15 protein-coding genes are annotated in these 16,029 nt (G+C 58.7%); 7 read left to right on the top strand and 8 right to left on the bottom strand.

Going from position 1 to position 16,029, the window contains the following annotated elements; genetic code table 11:
- Nucleotides 1-447: YcbK family protein (locus tag VOI29_RS13320; protein ID WP_323779478.1), on the bottom strand; the 447-nt coding region annotated here is incomplete at its 3' end.
- 348 nt (nt 448-795) lie between these two features.
- Here VOI29_RS13320 and VOI29_RS13315 point away from each other — a divergent pair.
- From VOI29_RS13315 to VOI29_RS13300, 4 genes are read left to right on the top strand one after another with little or no spacing between them, the layout of a single operon-like run.
- Entirely contained in the window at nt 796-2,424 is a 1,629-nt protein-coding gene (locus VOI29_RS13315; protein WP_323779476.1) for a L,D-transpeptidase family protein, read from the top strand.
- Nucleotides 2,425-2,463: 39 nt separating this feature from the next.
- Nucleotides 2,464-3,537, top strand: a complete 1,074-nt coding sequence (lpxD, locus tag VOI29_RS13310) for a UDP-3-O-(3-hydroxymyristoyl)glucosamine N-acyltransferase (RefSeq protein ID WP_323779474.1) — start codon at nt 2,464-2,466, stop codon at nt 3,535-3,537.
- A gap of 48 nt (nt 3,538-3,585) precedes the next feature.
- The gene (locus VOI29_RS13305) at nt 3,586-3,843 is read left to right on the top strand and encodes an acyl carrier protein (protein WP_024089920.1); all 258 of its coding nucleotides are present in this window, start codon (nt 3,586-3,588) and stop codon (nt 3,841-3,843) included.
- An 8-nt stretch (nt 3,844-3,851) separates the two neighbouring features.
- Nucleotides 3,852-5,060, top strand: coding sequence for a beta-ketoacyl-[acyl-carrier-protein] synthase family protein (locus VOI29_RS13300; RefSeq protein ID WP_323779472.1), 1,209 nt, complete (start codon nt 3,852-3,854; stop codon nt 5,058-5,060).
- 70 nt (nt 5,061-5,130) lie between these two features.
- On the opposite strand, the gene VOI29_RS13295 is transcribed toward VOI29_RS13300, so the two are convergent.
- A complete protein-coding gene (locus tag VOI29_RS13295; protein ID WP_323779470.1) occupies nt 5,131-5,769 on the bottom strand; it encodes an invasion associated locus B family protein in 639 nt (212 codons plus the stop codon).
- A 494-nt stretch (nt 5,770-6,263) separates the two neighbouring features.
- Between VOI29_RS13295 and VOI29_RS13290 the strand changes: the two genes are divergently transcribed.
- Entirely contained in the window at nt 6,264-7,808 is a 1,545-nt protein-coding gene (locus VOI29_RS13290) for a helicase HerA-like domain-containing protein (RefSeq protein ID WP_323779469.1), read from the top strand.
- 108 nt (nt 7,809-7,916) lie between these two features.
- On the opposite strand, the gene VOI29_RS13285 is transcribed toward VOI29_RS13290, so the two are convergent.
- The 5 genes from VOI29_RS13285 to VOI29_RS13265 all read right to left on the bottom strand — a co-directional run bounded on the left by VOI29_RS13285 (nt 7,917) and on the right by VOI29_RS13265 (nt 13,087).
- Nucleotides 7,917-9,239, bottom strand: coding sequence for a branched-chain amino acid ABC transporter permease (locus VOI29_RS13285; RefSeq protein WP_323779467.1), 1,323 nt, complete (start codon nt 9,237-9,239; stop codon nt 7,917-7,919).
- The gene (locus VOI29_RS13280; protein WP_323779465.1) at nt 9,236-10,246 is read right to left on the bottom strand and encodes a branched-chain amino acid ABC transporter permease; all 1,011 of its coding nucleotides are present in this window, start codon (nt 10,244-10,246) and stop codon (nt 9,236-9,238) included. The genes VOI29_RS13285 and VOI29_RS13280 overlap by 4 nt, the downstream gene beginning before the upstream one ends.
- Nucleotides 10,247-10,249: 3 nt before the next feature.
- Complete coding sequence (locus VOI29_RS13275) at nt 10,250-10,963, bottom strand: ABC transporter ATP-binding protein (RefSeq protein WP_323779463.1); 714 nt, start codon at nt 10,961-10,963, stop codon at nt 10,250-10,252.
- A gap of 46 nt (nt 10,964-11,009) precedes the next feature.
- Complete coding sequence (locus VOI29_RS13270) at nt 11,010-11,795, bottom strand: ABC transporter ATP-binding protein (protein ID WP_323779461.1); 786 nt, start codon at nt 11,793-11,795, stop codon at nt 11,010-11,012.
- 98 nt (nt 11,796-11,893) lie between these two features.
- Nucleotides 11,894-13,087: an ABC transporter substrate-binding protein gene (locus tag VOI29_RS13265; protein ID WP_323779459.1), complete on the bottom strand. Its 1,194-nt coding sequence runs from the start codon at nt 13,085-13,087 to the stop codon at nt 11,894-11,896.
- Between the two features lie 229 nt (nt 13,088-13,316).
- Here VOI29_RS13265 and VOI29_RS13260 point away from each other — a divergent pair, with 229 nt between their 5' ends.
- Nucleotides 13,317-14,378 carry a PQQ-dependent sugar dehydrogenase gene (locus VOI29_RS13260; protein WP_416361525.1) on the top strand — a complete coding sequence of 354 codons (1,062 nt, stop codon included), beginning with the start codon at nt 13,317-13,319 and terminating at the stop codon, nt 14,376-14,378.
- 21 nt (nt 14,379-14,399) lie between these two features.
- Here VOI29_RS13260 and VOI29_RS13255 read toward each other — a convergent pair whose 3' ends face one another.
- Entirely contained in the window at nt 14,400-15,404 is a 1,005-nt protein-coding gene (locus VOI29_RS13255; RefSeq protein ID WP_323779455.1) for a GlxA family transcriptional regulator, read from the bottom strand.
- Between the two features lie 181 nt (nt 15,405-15,585).
- On the opposite strand from VOI29_RS13255, the gene VOI29_RS13250 reads away from it, so the two are divergent.
- Nucleotides 15,586-16,029: 3-deoxy-7-phosphoheptulonate synthase (locus tag VOI29_RS13250; RefSeq protein ID WP_323779453.1), on the top strand; the 444-nt coding region annotated here is incomplete at its 3' end.

Below are 16,029 nucleotides of genomic sequence, written 5' to 3'. Positions count from 1 at the left end.
GGCCAGCCGCAGATCGGCGGCTTGGCCGCGCATATGCAGGGAGTTCTTGGCGACCCCGCGTGAGCGGCTGCGCAGCATTGCATTGGTTTTCGGGCTGCGGTAGCCGGACAACAGCATATACGGTTCGTTCACATCCAGCAGATTGTGCGAAGCGGCCATGATATCTATGGTGCGCAGGTCCATATCCTTGACTTGATCAGTCCGCCAATCGCGCATGAAGTGATTGACTTCCTTCACTGCATCTTTGATGTACTGGCCATCAATCCAATAAACCATGTCCAAGCGTTCACCAGTGCGGCCAGAGTACATGCGGATCCTGCGGATATCGCCGCCGCCGCGTAGAAAGCCTGCTGCGTTGGAAAAAGTCGGGGCTGCTGCCACTGCGGTTGCAGCAAACACACCCAAAAGAGAACGCCGGGAGATACCCGTGCCCGTGGTTTTCGCCATTTTCACTGCGCCGTCCCGTACGATTCTAGTCCTGCCTAATCGCCCGATGTTACGGGCTCGCCAACGGTCTTAGTTAACGTGCGGCATGTATGGCACAGCGTGATTCAGGTTCCAACATTTCTTTGCCGCGCTATAACGGAACGCCCCTTTTTCGGCAATTTCTTGCGCAAAAGGGGAGGGCCAGGGAACTTTTCCCCAAGACTGTAGTTGCAGGGCTTCTTAGACGCGGCATCGGTGCATCAATGTTAATTTTTCGCATTTGTGAATGGACAACACCGGCTGGCATTTACCAGAATTTCAGGTAGGCACCGCTAAGATTGGAAAAAATCGGCTCAAGGACCGGATATTATGACGCGCGCATCCGCAGGAAACTTTATGCCGGGGATCAAAGCGGGGCTGTTTGCCCTGGCATTGGGCGGCCTGACCGCCGGGACTGTTGCCAGTTCAGCGCAGGCTGAAATCTCGGCGGCTTTCCGCCAAGCGGTCGCTGAAGCGGCCTCCGGCAGCGATCCTGTGGCCAGATTCTACCGTGATAACGGATATCAGGCGATTTGGACTGGTGGAGATGAGGCGTCGCGCCAGCGCCGGAACGCTCTGTTGGCAGCCTTGAACGAAACCAGCGCCCACGGGCTGCCGGACCGCTCTGCTGAAGTCAGCGCGCTGATGCAGCAGATGCGCGGCGTCCGCACCACGCGGGACATCGGTTCCATCGAGGCCGCGCTGAGCCAGGCACTGGTGGATTATGCGACAGACCTGCAAACCGGCCTGCTGGTGCCGTCGCGGATCGACGGTGGCATGGTGCGCAAGAAACACACGGTTGACGGTTCCAGCTTTTTGGCCGGCATCCGGGATCAACAGCCTTACGCCTATATGCGCAGCTTGGTGCCGGTGTCACCTCAATACCGTGGCTTGATGCGCGAAAAACTGCGGCTGGAGCAGATCCTTGCGGCCGGTGGCTGGGGGCCGGCTGTCAATGCCAAGAAGCTGGAACCCGGCGATCAGGGTCCCGCTGTTATTGCCCTGCGGAACCGGCTGATGGCGATGGGTTATCTGCAGCGGAGTGCTGCACGTAGCTATGACGCGGCACTGGAAAAGGCTGTGCAAAGCTTCCAATCCGATCATGGTTTAGAGACTGACGGCGTGGCGGGTGCCGGTACAATCACCGAGGTAAACAAACCCGTCTCCAACCGCTTGAAATCCATCATTGTCGCGATGGAGCGCGAGCGCTGGCTTCAACCCGACCGCGGCGAACGGCACATTCTGGTCAACCAGACTGATTTCACTGCCAAGATCGTTGACAACGGTGATGTGACCTTCGAAACGCGATCTGTGATCGGCAAGAACACGCATGACCGCCGCAGCCCCGAGTTCTCGGATGAGATGGAGCATATGGTGATCAATCCTAGCTGGTACGTGCCGCGCTCGATCATCACAAAGGAGTATTTGCCCAAGCTGCAGAGCAACCCCAATGCAGTCGGCCATATCCAGATCACCGACCGGCGTGGCCGGGTTGTGAACCGCGGGTCCGCTGATTTTTCCCAGTATACGGCACGGAACTTCCCGTTTTCCATGCGCCAGCCTCCGAGCAGCCGCAATGCGTTGGGGCTGGTCAAGTTCATGTTCCCGAACAAATACAACATCTATTTGCACGACACCCCGCAGAAGAGTCTGTTTGCCCGAGAAGTACGGGCTTTCTCGCACGGCTGTATCCGTCTGGCGCAACCGTTTGAATTTGCTTATGCGCTGCTGGCAAAGCAGAGCGAAAACCCCAAGGATTTCTTCCACCGCATCCTGAGCAGTGGCAAGGAAACCAAAGTAGCGTTGGAGCAAAAAGTGCCTGTTCATATCATCTACCGAACGGCGGTTGTAACGCGTAAAGGCCGCGCTGAGTTTCGCCGCGATGTCTATGGCCGCGACGCCAAGGTTTGGGCGGCGCTGGAGCGGGCGGGGGTGGTGCTGCCCGGCGTTCAGGGGTAAATACAAGGCCCACACAGGATTATTCTGAAAGGGCCTGACATGTTCACAATCCGCCAGATCGCTGAGTCCCTGGGAGCCGAGGCCCAGGGCGACCTGGATCTGCAAATTGCAGGCGCGGCGGAACCGCAGGATGCCCATACGGGTCAGATCGCCATGGCCATGGCCCCGAAATATGCCGAAGGCCTGCAAACAGGCAATGCACAGGCCGCGGTTCTGTGGGAGGGGGCGGATTGGCAGTCTTTTGGGTTGAAGGCCGTCATCTTTGCTCCGCGGCCGCGTATGACCTTGTCCGGCGTTACTGCAATGCTGGACCGCGGGCAGGGCATCCCTCCTGGCATCCACCCCTCGGCCGTCATCGATCCCGCGGCTGTCCTTGGCGAAGACGTGACCGTGGGCCCGCTGGCTGTCGTCGGTGCAGGTGCAAAAATCGGTGACCGTTCGATCATCGGTCCGCACTGTTACATCGGAACGGATGTCGTCATTGGCGAGGATGCCATTCTGCGCGAAATGGTTTCGGTCGGAGCCCGTGCAATCATCGGCAAGCGCTTTCGTGCCCAGCCCGGCGCCCGGGTGGGTGGCGACGGATTTTCCTACGTCACACCTGAGGTCTCAGGCGCTGAAAACGCCCGTAAGACATTGGGTGATCAGGGTGAAGCCAAGGCACAGGCCTGGGTCCGTATCCATTCTTTAGGCGCTGTCACCATTGGCGATGACGTGGAAATCGGCTCTAACTGCACGCTGGACAACGGCACTATACGTGACACGGTGATCGGCAGCGGCAGCAAACTCGATAACCTTGTGCATGTCGGGCACAACACGCGGGTCGGCAATGACTGCCTGCTCTGCGGCCAGACAGGTATCTCCGGCTCGGTCGATATTGGCAACAACGTGGTGCTGGGCGGCCAATGCGGCGTGGTCGACAATATTTTCATCGGTGACGGGGTGATCGCCGGCGGCGGCACCAAGATCCTATCAAACGTCCCGGCCGGCCGGGTCATCATGGGCTATCCCAGCGTCAAAATGGAAACTCATACTGAGATGTACAAAGCACAGCGCCGCCTGCCGCGTTTGATGCGTGACATCGAATTGTTAAAAAAGGCTGTTTTCAAGTAACGGCGGAATAACTACATCAGCCTAAGCTAAAACGTCGGGGGTTTCTAAATGAGCACGCAGGACAAGGTCATTGCAATTATTGCTGAACAGGCGGTTCTTGAGCCGTCGGATGTGACCCTTGACAGCACGTTGGAGGATCTGGGCATCGACAGCCTAGGCCTGGTTGAAAGCATCTTTGCCATTGAAGAAGAGTTTGATGTTTCTATTCCCTTCAACGCTAACGAACCCGAAAACAGTGATTTCAACATTTCCAATGTCGCGGCAATCGTTGCAGGCATCGACAAGCTGATCTTGGAAAAAGCGTGATATAATCGATGAAACGCGTCGTCATCACCGGGGCTGGCACCATCAATGCCCTTGGCCATTCCGTCGCCGCTACTTTGGAGGCCATGCGCGAAGGCCGCTGCGGCATCGGAGAGCTGCAGTTCCGCGATGTGGACCGGTTGGCGATCCGCATCGGTGGCCAGGTCCGCGGTTTCGAGGCTGAGGGACGGTTCAACCGGCAGCAGATAAGCCTTTATGACCGGTTCACTCAGTTCACTCTTACTGCTGCCAAAGAAGCGATTGAGCAATCAGGTCTGGAGTTCCACGGCGATCTGTCGGCCAAGGCCGGCGTGGTTCTGGGCAATTCCGGCGGCGGCATGCAGACGCTGGATGAGAACTACCGCAGCGTTTACGAGGACGGCAAGAACCGGGTGCATCCCTTTGTTGTGCCCAAGCTGATGAACAATGCGGCAGCCGGTCATGTGTCAATGCAGTTTAACCTCAAGGGGCCCAGTTTCACTGTGTCCACGGCCTGCGCCTCTTCCAACCATGCAATGGCGCAAGCGTTCCAGATGGTGCGTTCAGGCATGAGTCCGGTGATGATTTCCGGCGGCTCTGAATCCATGCTGTGCTTTGGCGGGGTCAAGGCCTGGGAAGGTCTGAGGGTGATGTCCAAGGACGCCTGCCGTCCGTTCAGTGCCAACCGGAATGGCATGGTGCAGGGTGAGGGCGCAGGTATTTTCGTGTTCGAGGAATATGAGCATGCCAGGGCGCGCGGTGCTGAAATTCTGTGCGAAGTGATTGGCTTTGCCATGTCCTCGGACGCTGCCGACATCGTGATGCCCAGCAAGCAGGGGGCCGCCAGAGCGATTTCCGGCGCGCTGCAGGATGCGCACGCGGATGCTTCGGATGTTGGATATATCAATGCCCACGGCACCGGCACAGCGGCCAATGACAAGACCGAATGCGCGGCCGTGGCAGATGTGTTCGGTCCGCATGCGGACAGACTGATGATCTCCTCCACCAAATCCATGCATGGCCATCTGATTGGCGGCACCGGCGCGGTGGAGCTTCTGGCCTGCATCATGGCGCTGCGCGACGGGGTGATTGCGCCAACGATCGGCTATGAAGAACCCGACCCGGAATGTGCGCTGGATGTGGTGCCGAACGAGGCCCGGGAAGCCAAAGTTGACGTGGCGCTGTCCAACGCTTTTGCTTTTGGCGGGCTCAATGCGGTGCTGGCGCTTCGCAGGATCTGACCCCCGACATTCAAAACGCCGCGGCCCAAAAGGAGCGCGGCGTTTTCTATCTCCTGACTGAAATCGCGGCTTATTGCTTGACCACATCCACTACGTCAAAGCCGGCGGTGAAGCCGCTCAGAGACAGTTTCATCTCCACTATCTGATCCGGTGCCGGCGCCGGGCGCAGCGACAGGACAGCTTCCTTGCCTTTCCGGAAGGCGTCGATATCGCCCTGGGTCAAGCCGATCTGCGCCACGCAGCCCAGCGGATTGCAAAAGGAATAGTTGTAGCGTTTGGCCGGCGCACCATCGATCGAGATTGTCAGCGCGGCAGGCAGCAGGGTTTCCAGCGGCACAATGACGGTGGCCCCGGCAACGGCTTGGCCGCCCTGCTGATCGATACGGAACAACGATACTTCGGCTATCGGGTTGCCTTGCGGGCCTGCCAGCACCTGCAGCAGCGAGCAGGGATCGGTGCCGCTTTCGGTTTTGATGCAGGCCAGATCCCAGTCACCGTGTTTTTCCTTGGAGTAGCGGTCGCCAGCCCGGGGGCCGTCGGCGACCGGTTCGCCCAGGTCCAGCAGCTGATCTGCGGTGGATTCCGTTTGCTCTGTCTGCTCAGCAGATTCCGCCCCCGCGGTCTCTTCCGCGGCTGTTTCTTGCGCCGCCAGCGGGGCGCTCATGGCCAGCACTGCGGCAAGCGTGATCGGGGTCAGGGACTTCAACATGAATGCCTCATTTTTCTAAAGACGCTGGGTTTTCGTCTAACACGCCGGCCAGGTGGTGTCAGGCCGATAACAAGTGATCAGGGGGAATCCGCTCAAAATGTTTCAAGCCCGGAAGTCACTGTATCCGCACAAAAAAGGGAACCCGATGGCCCCCTTTTTCGTGTTGTGTCTCCCCGTCGGACTGGCCGACTTAGTTATTGCGTAGGACGTTACGAAAGGGCCGTCCATCGGTCAACATGCAAGTTCAAAAAAATGTAATGCAGCTCGTATTTGTTGGACATCACTGGGTTTGCGGGAGTTTTGCGGTGTTGAATGCCCGAATTCCCGGCAGTTTCCAGGTAAAAGAAGGCCGTGCACAAGGCACGGCCAGTCTGACAGGGAGGAAATGTCCGCCACGGCAACCGCATTCGCAGGGGCGGGCAAGATTGACTATCGCACTGAAAAGTTAAGGTTGTATTGTTATCCACAGGGACAAGGAAAGGCAGGGGACAGGCATGGCAGACAGCATTTTTCTAGGTGGCGGCGGTGAGGATTACGGTGTGCCGCAAGGGCTGGCATTGAGGTATGCCAATCGGCACGGGCTGATTGCCGGCGCAACCGGCACCGGTAAGACGGTAACGTTGCAAATCCTGGCTGAAGGATTTTCAAACGCAGGCGTGCCGGTGATTCTGGCGGATGTAAAGGGAGATCTGTCCGGCCTGGCCAAATCGGGCTCGGCAGACCACAAACTGCATGGCGCCTTCACCAGCCGGGCGGAAAAAATCGGCTTTGCGGACTACATTTATCACGCTTGCCCGGTGACCTTTTGGGACCTTTATGGGGCACAGGGCCATCCCGTGCGCACGACGGTTGCGGAAATGGGGCCGTTGCTGCTGTCCCGCCTGCTTGAGTTGAGCGAAGCCCAGGAAGGCATACTGAACATCGCTTTCCGGCTTGCGGATGAGGAAGCGCTGCCGCTGTTGGATTTGAAGGACTTGCAGGCATTGCTGGTCTGGATCGGTGAAAACCGGTCGCATCTGTCACTGCGGTACGGCAATGTCTCGTCCGCTTCGATCGGGGCCATTCAGCGGCGGCTTCTTGTGCTGGAGAACCAGGGCGGAGACCGGTTGTTCGGGGAGCCGGCGCTGGCGCTAAGCGACCTGATGCGCTGTGACGCGACTGGTAAAGGCATGATCAATATTCTGGCCGCGGACAAGCTGATGGCCGCACCGGGGCTTTATTCCACTTTCCTTTTGTGGCTGCTGAGCGAACTGTTCGAGGAACTTCCCGAGGTCGGAGACCCTGAGAAGCCGCGGTTGGTTTTTTTCTTTGACGAGGCGCATCTGCTGTTCGAGGACGCTCCGAAGGCGCTGATCGACAAGGTTGAACAGGTGGCGCGGCTGATCCGGTCCAAAGGAGTGGGGATCTATTTCATCACCCAGAACCCTGCCGATGTGCCGGAGGATATCCTCGGCCAGCTTGGCAACCGCATCCAGCACGCACTGCGCGCCTTTACTGCCAAGGACCGCAGGAACCTGAAACTGGCGGCGGAAACCTATCGCGAAAACCCGCGTTTTTCCACCGGGGAGGCCATTCGCGAGGTTGGCGTGGGGGAAGCCGTCACCTCAATGCTGCAGAAAAAGGGGGTTCCGGGCGTAGTGGAACGCACGATGATCCGCCCGCCAAGTACCCAGCTCGGACCGGTTGCAGTGCAGGAGCGGACGGCCATGCTGAAAGCGTCGGACATGGCGGGAAAATACGATCAACCGCTGGACCGGCGGTCAGCTTATGAAATCCTGGCACAGCGCGCGGCGGCGGCAGCGCAGGAAGCGGAAGCATCCGAGGTTGCGGCAGAAGAAGCTCCCCAGCCGATGACGCGGGAATTCAACGCGGCCCGCCGGTATTCCGGTTCCCGGGTCAGCCGGTCTTCAGCCAAGGTCGCCCGCAAGAAGGACAGCTTCACCTCGGCAATGTCGGAAGCGGTGATCAAGGAACTGAAGGGCACGACCGGGCGCCGGATTGTCCGCGGCATTCTCGGCAGCCTTTTCAAAGGGCGCTGAACAAACGAAAACGGGTTCGGCTGTCGCCAAACCCATGCCTCCGGCGGGAGTATTCTCCACCAGAAAGAAGCAAAGAGCGCCGCCCGTATCTGCCGGGCGGCGCTTGTTTCATTTTTCTGGAATCAAACCGCGCGGGCTGAACCTGAGAACAAGCAGCAGTATCAGGCCCATCGTGAACAGCCGCATGTGCGAGGCGCTCTCTACCAGATGCGCCTTCAGAGCGCTGCCTTCGGCCATTCCAGAGGTGACAACTTCCATCAGAAGGATGCCCATCGGCTCCACCTTGATCCAGAAGAACCAGATCAGCATGCCGCCCAGTACTGCGCCGAAGTTGTTACCGGAACCGCCGACAATCACCATCACCCAAATCAGGAAAGTGAAGCGCAGCGGATTATACGTTCCAGGCGTCAACTGACTATCGAGCGTCGTCATCATTGCACCGGCAATGCCGCAAATGGCAGATCCTAGCACAAAAATCTGCAAATGGCGGCGGGTGACATCCTTACCCATCGCCTCAGCTGCGGTTTCATTGTCGCGGATCGCGCGCATCATCCGGCCCCAGGGGCTTTTGAGGGCCATCTGTGCCATCCACAACAAAGCCAAAAGCACCACGGTGAACATCAGCGCATATCCTGCCTTGACGTAGATGGTCGAGGCCAGAACCGGATCGAGGCCAAGTCCTGCAGCGCTTTCCACAAATCCAGGATCGTTCTGCAGATCCACCTCATAAGGCAGCGGACGAGGCAGGCCGACGACGTTTTTGACACCGCGCGACAGCCAATCCTCGTTCTTGAGCACGGCAATGATGATCTCGGCAATGCCCAGTGTGGCAATCGCCAGATAGTCGGACCGCAGGCCCAAAGCTGTTTTGCCGATTAGCCAGGCAGCGCCAGCCGCCAGCAGGCCGCCTGCAGGCCAGGACAGCAGTACCGGCAAACCCAACCCGCCGATGTTGCCCTGCAGCGCGGGGTTGATGGCTTCCACCGAACCCACCGCCGGATCAAAAATCGCACGATAAACAAAGAAACCAACAATCATGATACCGGCCAGCACCAGCATCCGCAATTTTCCGGGGGCCATGAATTTGGTGATCATCACCCCGGCAGCCACAGTCATCGCGCCCATGACCAGCGCGATTACGATACTGACGCCGCCCGAAGACCAGGCTGCGGGGATCACCGGGGTTGACGTCAGCACCACTGCCAGCCCGCCAAGCGCGGTAAAGCCCATGATGCCGACGTTGAACAGCCCTGCAAAGCCCCATTGGATGTTCACCCCGATGGCCATGATGGCTGAGATTAGCCCCATGTTCAGGATTACCAGCGCCGAGTTCCAGGAGCCGGAAAAGAACAGGAAGTCCGTCATGCCTTCCAGCATGATCATCACGCCGACAAAGACGAAGAGGAGGGTATGTTTCATGGTCTCGGTCATACCGCTTTCCCTTTGAAAAGGCCGGTGGGCTTGAACAGGAGGACGACAATCAGGATCGCAAAAGAGACCGCGAACTTGTAATCGGTGCTAAGAAGCTGAACCAGCCCGTCTGGTGACAGGCTGTCAGGCAGCCCGTAGGTCAGAACCTTTTTCCAGGCATAGGTGATCGTCACTTCGGAGAAAGCGATGATGAAACCGCCCGCGATCGCGCCCAGCGGATTGCCAAGCCCGCCCACGATGGCCGAGGCAAAGATCGGCAGCAGCAGCTGGAAATATGTGAAGGGCTTGAACGATTTGTCGAGGCCATAGAGAACGCCTGCAATGGTCGCCAGCGCCGCCACGATCATCCAGGTGTACATCACCACCCGTTCGGGGTTGATACCGGACAAAAGCGCCAGATCCTCGTTATCCGAATAGGCGCGCATGGACTTGCCGGTTCGGGTTTTGTTCAGGAACCAGAACAGCGCCGCGACCACGATGATCGCGGTGATCACGGTGATGCCCTGGGTGGTCTTGACCGCCAGGCCCTCGTTCAGACCGGTCATCTGTTTAAAGGTGCGCGCCGTGATGATGAAGCGTTCGCCATCCGCAAACCGCTGGTCGCCGGGGCCGATAATGAAACGGACGATGCCGTTCAACATGAACATCACGCCGAGCGAGACCATCACAAAGATCACCGGTTTTGCCTTTTGCTGGCGATAGAACTTATAGACGGTCCGGTCGGTCAGCAGCACGAGGCCGATGGTGCCGAGGATACCAAAGGGCAGGGCAAGCAGCGCGGTCGGCAGCACGCCAAAGCTGATCCCCATAGACTGGAACATCCAGGTGACCAGGATTGTGACCATCGCGCCGAACGCCATGGTGTCGCCATGGGCAAAGTTCGAGAACCGCAGGATCCCGTAGATCAATGTCACCCCCAGCGCCCCAAGCGCCAGTTGGCTGCCATAGGCTAACCCGGGAACAACAACAAAATTGGTAAGCGCCACAAGGGCGTTCAGAAGATCCATCTATCAGCCCCCCAAGAAAGATTTGCGCACTTCGGGATCGGCCAGCAGTTCCTTGCCGGTGCCGGTATAGGCATTGCGCCCCTGCACCAGAACATAGCCTTTGTCCGCAATCTCAAGCGCTTGCTTGGCGTTCTGCTCCACCATCAGGATCGGCAGCCCGGTGCGGGCGACCTCGATGATGCGGTCGAACAGCTCATCCATCACAATGGGGGAAACGCCCGCTGTGGGTTCGTCCAGCATCAGAACCTTCGGTTTGGTCATCAGCGCCCGGCCCACCGCCACTTGCTGGCGCTGGCCGCCGGACAGCTCTCCAGCCGGTTGGTTGCGCTTTTCCTTAAGGATCGGGAACAGGCTATAGATCTGCTCGATTGTCCCGGAAAAATCATCCGTTCGGATAAACGCCCCCATCTCCAGGTTTTCCTCCACCGTCATCGAGGTGAAGATGTTGCTGGTCTGGGGCACAAACCCCATCCCCTTGACCACCCGGTCCTGCGGTGACAGCGCGGTGATATCCTCGCCACCCAGCCGCACCGTGCCCGAGTGCACGTTCAGCATCCCGAACACCGCCTTCATGGCGGTGGATTTCCCGGCCCCGTTCGGGCCAACAATTACGGCGATCTCGCCGGGGTTCACGGCGATCGTGCAGTCATGCAGGATATCCGGCCCCTTGCCGTATCCGCCTGTCATACAGTCGCCAATCAAAAATGGTTCAGACATTCATATGCTCCGTTCCCCTATGCAGGGGGCAACGCGGCCAAGGGCATCAAGCCTTGGCCAGCTTGTCTTTGTTCTTCAGGCCGGTGCCCAGATAGGCCTCGATCACCTGTTCATTCGCCTTGATCTCGTCCAAGGTGCCCTCGGCCAGTTTTTTGCCCTCAGCCATGCAGATCACCGGGTCGCACAGGCGATCGATGAATTCCATGTCATGCTCAATCACCACAAAGGTATAACCGCGCTCTTCATTCAGGCGCTTGATGGCGTCGGCAATGGTGTAAAGCAGGGTGCGGTTCACGCCGGCGCCAACCTCGTCCAGGAAAACGATCTTGGCATCCACCATCATGGTGCGGCCCAGTTCCAGCAGCTTTTTCTGGCCGCCCGAAATTTCGCCCGCCTTCAGATCGGCGATATGGCTGATGGTGAGAAATTCCAGCACCTCATCGGCCTTGGCCCGCAGCGCCCGTTCCTCGCCGGCGATCCGCTTGCGGCCGAACCATGTGTTCCACAGGGTTTCGCCCGACTGGTTGCCGGGCACCATCATCAGGTTTTCCCGGCACGTCATCGAAGAGAACTCATGCGCGATTTGGAAGGTGCGCAGCAGCCCCTTGTGGAACAGCTCGTGCGGGGGCAGACCGGTGATATCTTCTCCATCCATAGTGACACGGCCGGAGGTCGGCGGCAGAACACCCGCGATTACATTGAATAAAGTGGTTTTGCCGGCCCCGTTCGGGCCGATCAAACCGGTTATGGACCCCTTAGCGATTTCCAGCGAAGCGCCGTCCACCGCGTGGAACCCGCCGAAGTGCTTATGCAAGTCCTCGACGACGATCATGACATTTCATCCCCTGCCGCGATTTTGCGGCGCTTTTAATTTGGAACAGCCCGGGCGGAACCCGGGCTGATCTTTCGCTGTGTGTTTTCAGTTGCTTATCAGCGGAATTTGACGGTTTCGATCTTGCCGCCTTTGACTTCGACTTCGCGGTAAGAACCTGCGCTTTCACCTGGGCCGATCAACTCAACGCCGGTTGCGCCCTGATAGTCGACCTCACCGCCGGCAGCGAGAATTTCCAGTGCCTTGCCCAGCTCACCCGGATTGATGGGTTCGCCCGGTGCGTTGGCAATTTCCAGAACCTTGCCCATGTAGTCTGCAGGTGCAGTTGAATTGGCAGCCTGCATTGCCAGCAGGAACAAGGCCGCCGCATCGTAGGACTCAGGTGCATAAGCCGAAGTGCCGTCAAAGCCTGCTTCCTTGGCCATTTCAGCAAAAATCTTGGAGCCTTCGCTGTCCGAACCTGCGATTTGACCGAAAGACCCATCCAGGTCCGGGCCGATGTTTTTCGGCAGGGAATCCCCGATCATGCCGTCGGGCAGGCCAAACATGTCAAACGCTCCGCTGTCCAGCGAGCCTTGGATGATGCCCAAACCGCCTTGGTCGAGATAGCCGGCAACGACCAGAACATCGCCGCCTGCAGAGGCCAGCGCACCAACTTCAGCCGAATAGTCGCCCTTGCCGTCTTCGTGAGCGGCAACGATGGTGACTTCGCCGCCTGCCGCCTCGAACGCAGCCTGGATCGAGTCGGCAAGACCTTTGCCGTAGTCGTTGTTGGTGTATGTCAGGGCAATCGACGACACGCCGCGCTCTTTCAGCACCTCAGCCATGATTTCACCCTGGCGCGCGTCCGAAGGGGTGGTGCGGAAGAACAGGCCATTGTCTTCCATCGTGGTCAGGCCGGGAGAACTGGCGGAAGGAGAAATCATTACCATGCCGTTCGGAATGGCCACGTTTTGCAGAACTGCGCCTGTCACGCCGGAGCAGTCGCCGCCGACAATGCCGTTGACGCCTTCAGAGATGATTTTCTCGGCGTTGGCAACAGCCAGGCCGTTGTCGACGCAGCCGTTGTCAGCGCGAACAGAGCTGACGGTCGCGCTGTCCAGCAGTTTGCCGGACTTGGTGACTTCCTCCATCGCCAATTCTGCGCCGCTGGCCATTGCCGGCGTCAGCGATTCAATCGGGCCGGTGAAACCGAACAGGATGCCGAGCTTGACTTCCTTGGCATGGCCGCCGGCAAATGCAGTGCCAGCCGTCAGCGCAGCGGCCGCGGTGGCCATCAGCAGTTTCTTCATTTGAAAACTCCCATTGTTGGAACAAAAATGTTCACATCGGACCCTAGGCAAGCCGGTTCAAAAAGAAAAGTCTTATTGAACCGGAACAGTTTTCCCTGGGCCGCTTGGTTTATGCTGCACCTCCATATGCATCCCCGGATGCAGCGCGGGCGCGGATTTACAGGGGAATCAAAAGAAGGAAAAGACCTCAATGCTGAAGTATGCACGCCTTTTGACAGCCGCCGTGCTGATGGTTGTTTACACTGCGTCTTATGCAGAAAAACTCCCGACCAGCCAGGGAAACCTTGTTGTAACGCTGATGGCCGATGGCTTTGATGTGCCTTGGGCATTTGATTTCCTGCCGGACGGCAGCCTGCTGGTGACAGAACGGGATGGGCAGTTGTTTCATGTCAGTGCGGGACGCAAGCAACGTGTTGAAGGAACACCTCGCGTGGCCGCCGAAGGGCAGGGCGGCCTGTTGGATGTGATGGTGCCAAGGGATTTTGCGCAAAGCCTAGAGATCTTTCTAACCTTCGCCAAACGTCAGGGGCGCGGCGCCGGCACCGCCTTGGCTGTTGCGCGGTTGAAACCGGACAACATGCGCCTGAACAGTCTTCGGGTTTTGTTCGAAGCTGTGCCCGGTGCCTCGGGCGGGCGGCATTTCGGCTCCCGTGTGGTGGAAGCAAGGGACGGAAGCCTGTTCATTTCGCTGGGCGAACGCGGCGACCGGCGAAGTGCACAGAACTTGCGGCTCCACCAGGGATCGGTGGTGCGGATCAACCGCGACGGTTCGGTACCCGCCGGCAATCCCTTTGCGGGCGCGGAAGGCGCACAGCCGGAGATCTGGTCTTACGGACACCGCAATCCGCAAGGTATGGCGCTGGATCTTCAAGGCAATCTATGGGTCGCTGAACACGGTGCCAAAGGCGGCGATGAGGTGAACAGGGTCCGCGAGGGGGCCAATTACGGCTGGCCGGTGATTTCCTACGGGCGTCATTACTCGGGTGGCAAAATCGGAGAAGGCACCACGAAATCCGGAATGGAGCAGCCGGAATGGTACTGGGATCCCTCCATCGCGCCGTCTGGCATGATGGTTTATTCCGGCCGGATGTGGCCCGAGTGGCGCGGAGATATCTTTGTGGGCTCGCTGAAATTCGACTATATCTCCCGCCTTTCAGAGCGGCCGCTGAAGGAAGTTGAGCAGATTCGCAGCGGTGCAACCGGGCGCATCCGTGACGTGCAGGAGGCGCCCGACGGCAGTATTTGGTTTGCTTCGGAAAGCGAAGGCGCGGTGTTCAGACTATCCCGCTGACCGGAAGACAGGCCGCGCGGCTCACACTTTGTACGTTGCCGCCTTGCTGCCGCGTTCGCGGTAGGGGGTGGTGTCGTAATGCGCCCGGTAGCATTTGGAAAAATGCGACGGTGAGGCAAAGCCGCAGGCCAGCGCCACGTTGATCACGCTCATATCCGTCTGCATCAGCAGGTTGCGCGCCTTTTGCAGCCGGATCTCCATATAATAGCGCTTGGGCGACCGGTTCAGGTAGCGGCGAAACAGGCGCTCCAGCTGACGGGTGGACATGCCGACATCCTGCGCCAGAACCGACGGGCTGATCGGCTCTTCGATATTGGCTTCCATCATCTGGATCACCATCGACAGCTTCGGATGGCGCACTCCGATGCGGGTCGGGATCGACAGCCGCTGCGTGTCCTGGTCGGTCCGTATCGAAGAATAAATCAACTGGTCCGCCACCGCATTGGCCAGCTCCTCGCCATGATCATTGGCGATCAGCTTGAGCATCAAATCGATGGACGAGGTGCCGCCGGCGGTGGACAGGCGGTTGCCATCGATCACAAAGACCGATTTGGTCAGGTCAACCTCATCGAATTCCTCGGCAAAGCTGTCGGCGTTTTCCCAGTGAATGGTCGCCCGTTTGCCGTCCAGGAGCCCCGCTTTGGCCAGTGTGTAGGAGGCGGTGCAAAGCCCGCCAATTGTGAGCCCCTTACGGGCTTCGCGGCGCAGCCAGGCCAAAAGCTTTTTGGTGGTGGATTCTTGCACATCAATGCCGGAGCACAGCATGACCACATCGTCCCGGTGCAGATCGGTCAGATCACCGTCCAGATTGAACGTGGTGCCGGCCGAACAGGTTACTGTTTCACCGCCTTCACCGATCAAGGTCCAGGAATAAGTGTCCACGCCATTCATCCGGTTGGCAATCCGCAGGCATTCGACGGCCGATGCGTAGGAAAGCATGGTGAACTTATCGAGCAGCACAAAGACGAACCTCTTCGGCTGGCCGGCCTCAACTCCAGAAACAGCAGGCTTGCGTGGCGTCTGCATTGCAAGGGTCCTTCAAGAAACAAGTCGGGCCGCGGCAGCAGGCTCCGCGGCAGGTCGGGAAACCGTGTTCACAGCTTGGACCCGGGGTCAAGTGGGCGCAATTCTAAACTGGCCACCCCGGTGCGGATTTTGTATAGAGCACCCAACCCAAATTAAAGACCTCTGATGCGGAGATAAAGTCATGAGCGAATGGCAAAAAACGGACTGGCGCAAGAAGCCGCGGGTTCAGATGCCGGACTATACGGATGCGGCAGCGCTGAATGCTGTCGAGGCTCAGCTTTCCAAATTTCCGCCGCTGGTTTTTGCCGGCGAGGCGCGCCGCTTGAAACAGAATCTTGGTGCTGCAGGGCGCGGTGAAGCCTTCCTGCTGCAAGGCGGCGACTGCGCCGAGAGCTTTGACCAGTTCAGCGCGGACGCGATCCGCGACACCTTCATGGTGATGCTGCAGATGGCGATGGTGCTGACCTACGGGGCCAAAGTGCCGGTCGTAAAAGTGGGCCGCATGGCGGGCCAGTTTGCCAAGCCGCGCAGCGCACCGACTGAAACCATTGATGGCGTTGAACTGCCCAGCTATCGCGGCGACATCTTCAATGAGCTGGAATTCACATCTGCTGCGCGCATTCCT

This window comes from Leisingera sp. (assembly GCF_034669605.1).
Taxonomy (GTDB): domain Bacteria; phylum Pseudomonadota; class Alphaproteobacteria; order Rhodobacterales; family Rhodobacteraceae; genus Leisingera.
Note: the sequence above shows the minus strand (reverse complement) of the source record. Positions and strands in the feature narration are given on the sequence as shown.

Bases quoted from the DNA above. Each gene is read 5' to 3' on its own strand.
- VOI29_RS13315 (WP_323779476.1), top strand. From the start codon at position 796: ATGACGCGCGCATCCGCAGGAAACTTTATGCCGGGGATCAAAGCGGGG.
- lpxD (WP_323779474.1), top strand. From the start codon at position 2,464: ATGTTCACAATCCGCCAGATCGCTGAGTCCCTGGGAGCCGAGGCCCAG.
- VOI29_RS13305 (WP_024089920.1), top strand. From the start codon at position 3,586: ATGAGCACGCAGGACAAGGTCATTGCAATTATTGCTGAACAGGCGGTT.
- VOI29_RS13300 (WP_323779472.1), top strand. From the start codon at position 3,852: ATGAAACGCGTCGTCATCACCGGGGCTGGCACCATCAATGCCCTTGGC.
- VOI29_RS13295 (WP_323779470.1), bottom strand. From the start codon at position 5,769: ATGTTGAAGTCCCTGACCCCGATCACGCTTGCCGCAGTGCTGGCCATG.
- VOI29_RS13290 (WP_323779469.1), top strand. From the start codon at position 6,264: ATGGCAGACAGCATTTTTCTAGGTGGCGGCGGTGAGGATTACGGTGTG.
- VOI29_RS13285 (WP_323779467.1), bottom strand. From the start codon at position 9,239: ATGACCGAGACCATGAAACATACCCTCCTCTTCGTCTTTGTCGGCGTG.
- VOI29_RS13280 (WP_323779465.1), bottom strand. From the start codon at position 10,246: ATGGATCTTCTGAACGCCCTTGTGGCGCTTACCAATTTTGTTGTTGTT.
- VOI29_RS13275 (WP_323779463.1), bottom strand. From the start codon at position 10,963: ATGTCTGAACCATTTTTGATTGGCGACTGTATGACAGGCGGATACGGC.
- VOI29_RS13270 (WP_323779461.1), bottom strand. From the start codon at position 11,795: ATGATCGTCGTCGAGGACTTGCATAAGCACTTCGGCGGGTTCCACGCG.
- VOI29_RS13265 (WP_323779459.1), bottom strand. From the start codon at position 13,087: ATGAAGAAACTGCTGATGGCCACCGCGGCCGCTGCGCTGACGGCTGGC.
- VOI29_RS13260 (WP_416361525.1), top strand. From the start codon at position 13,317: ATGGTTGTTTACACTGCGTCTTATGCAGAAAAACTCCCGACCAGCCAG.
- VOI29_RS13255 (WP_323779455.1), bottom strand. From the start codon at position 15,404: ATGCAGACGCCACGCAAGCCTGCTGTTTCTGGAGTTGAGGCCGGCCAG.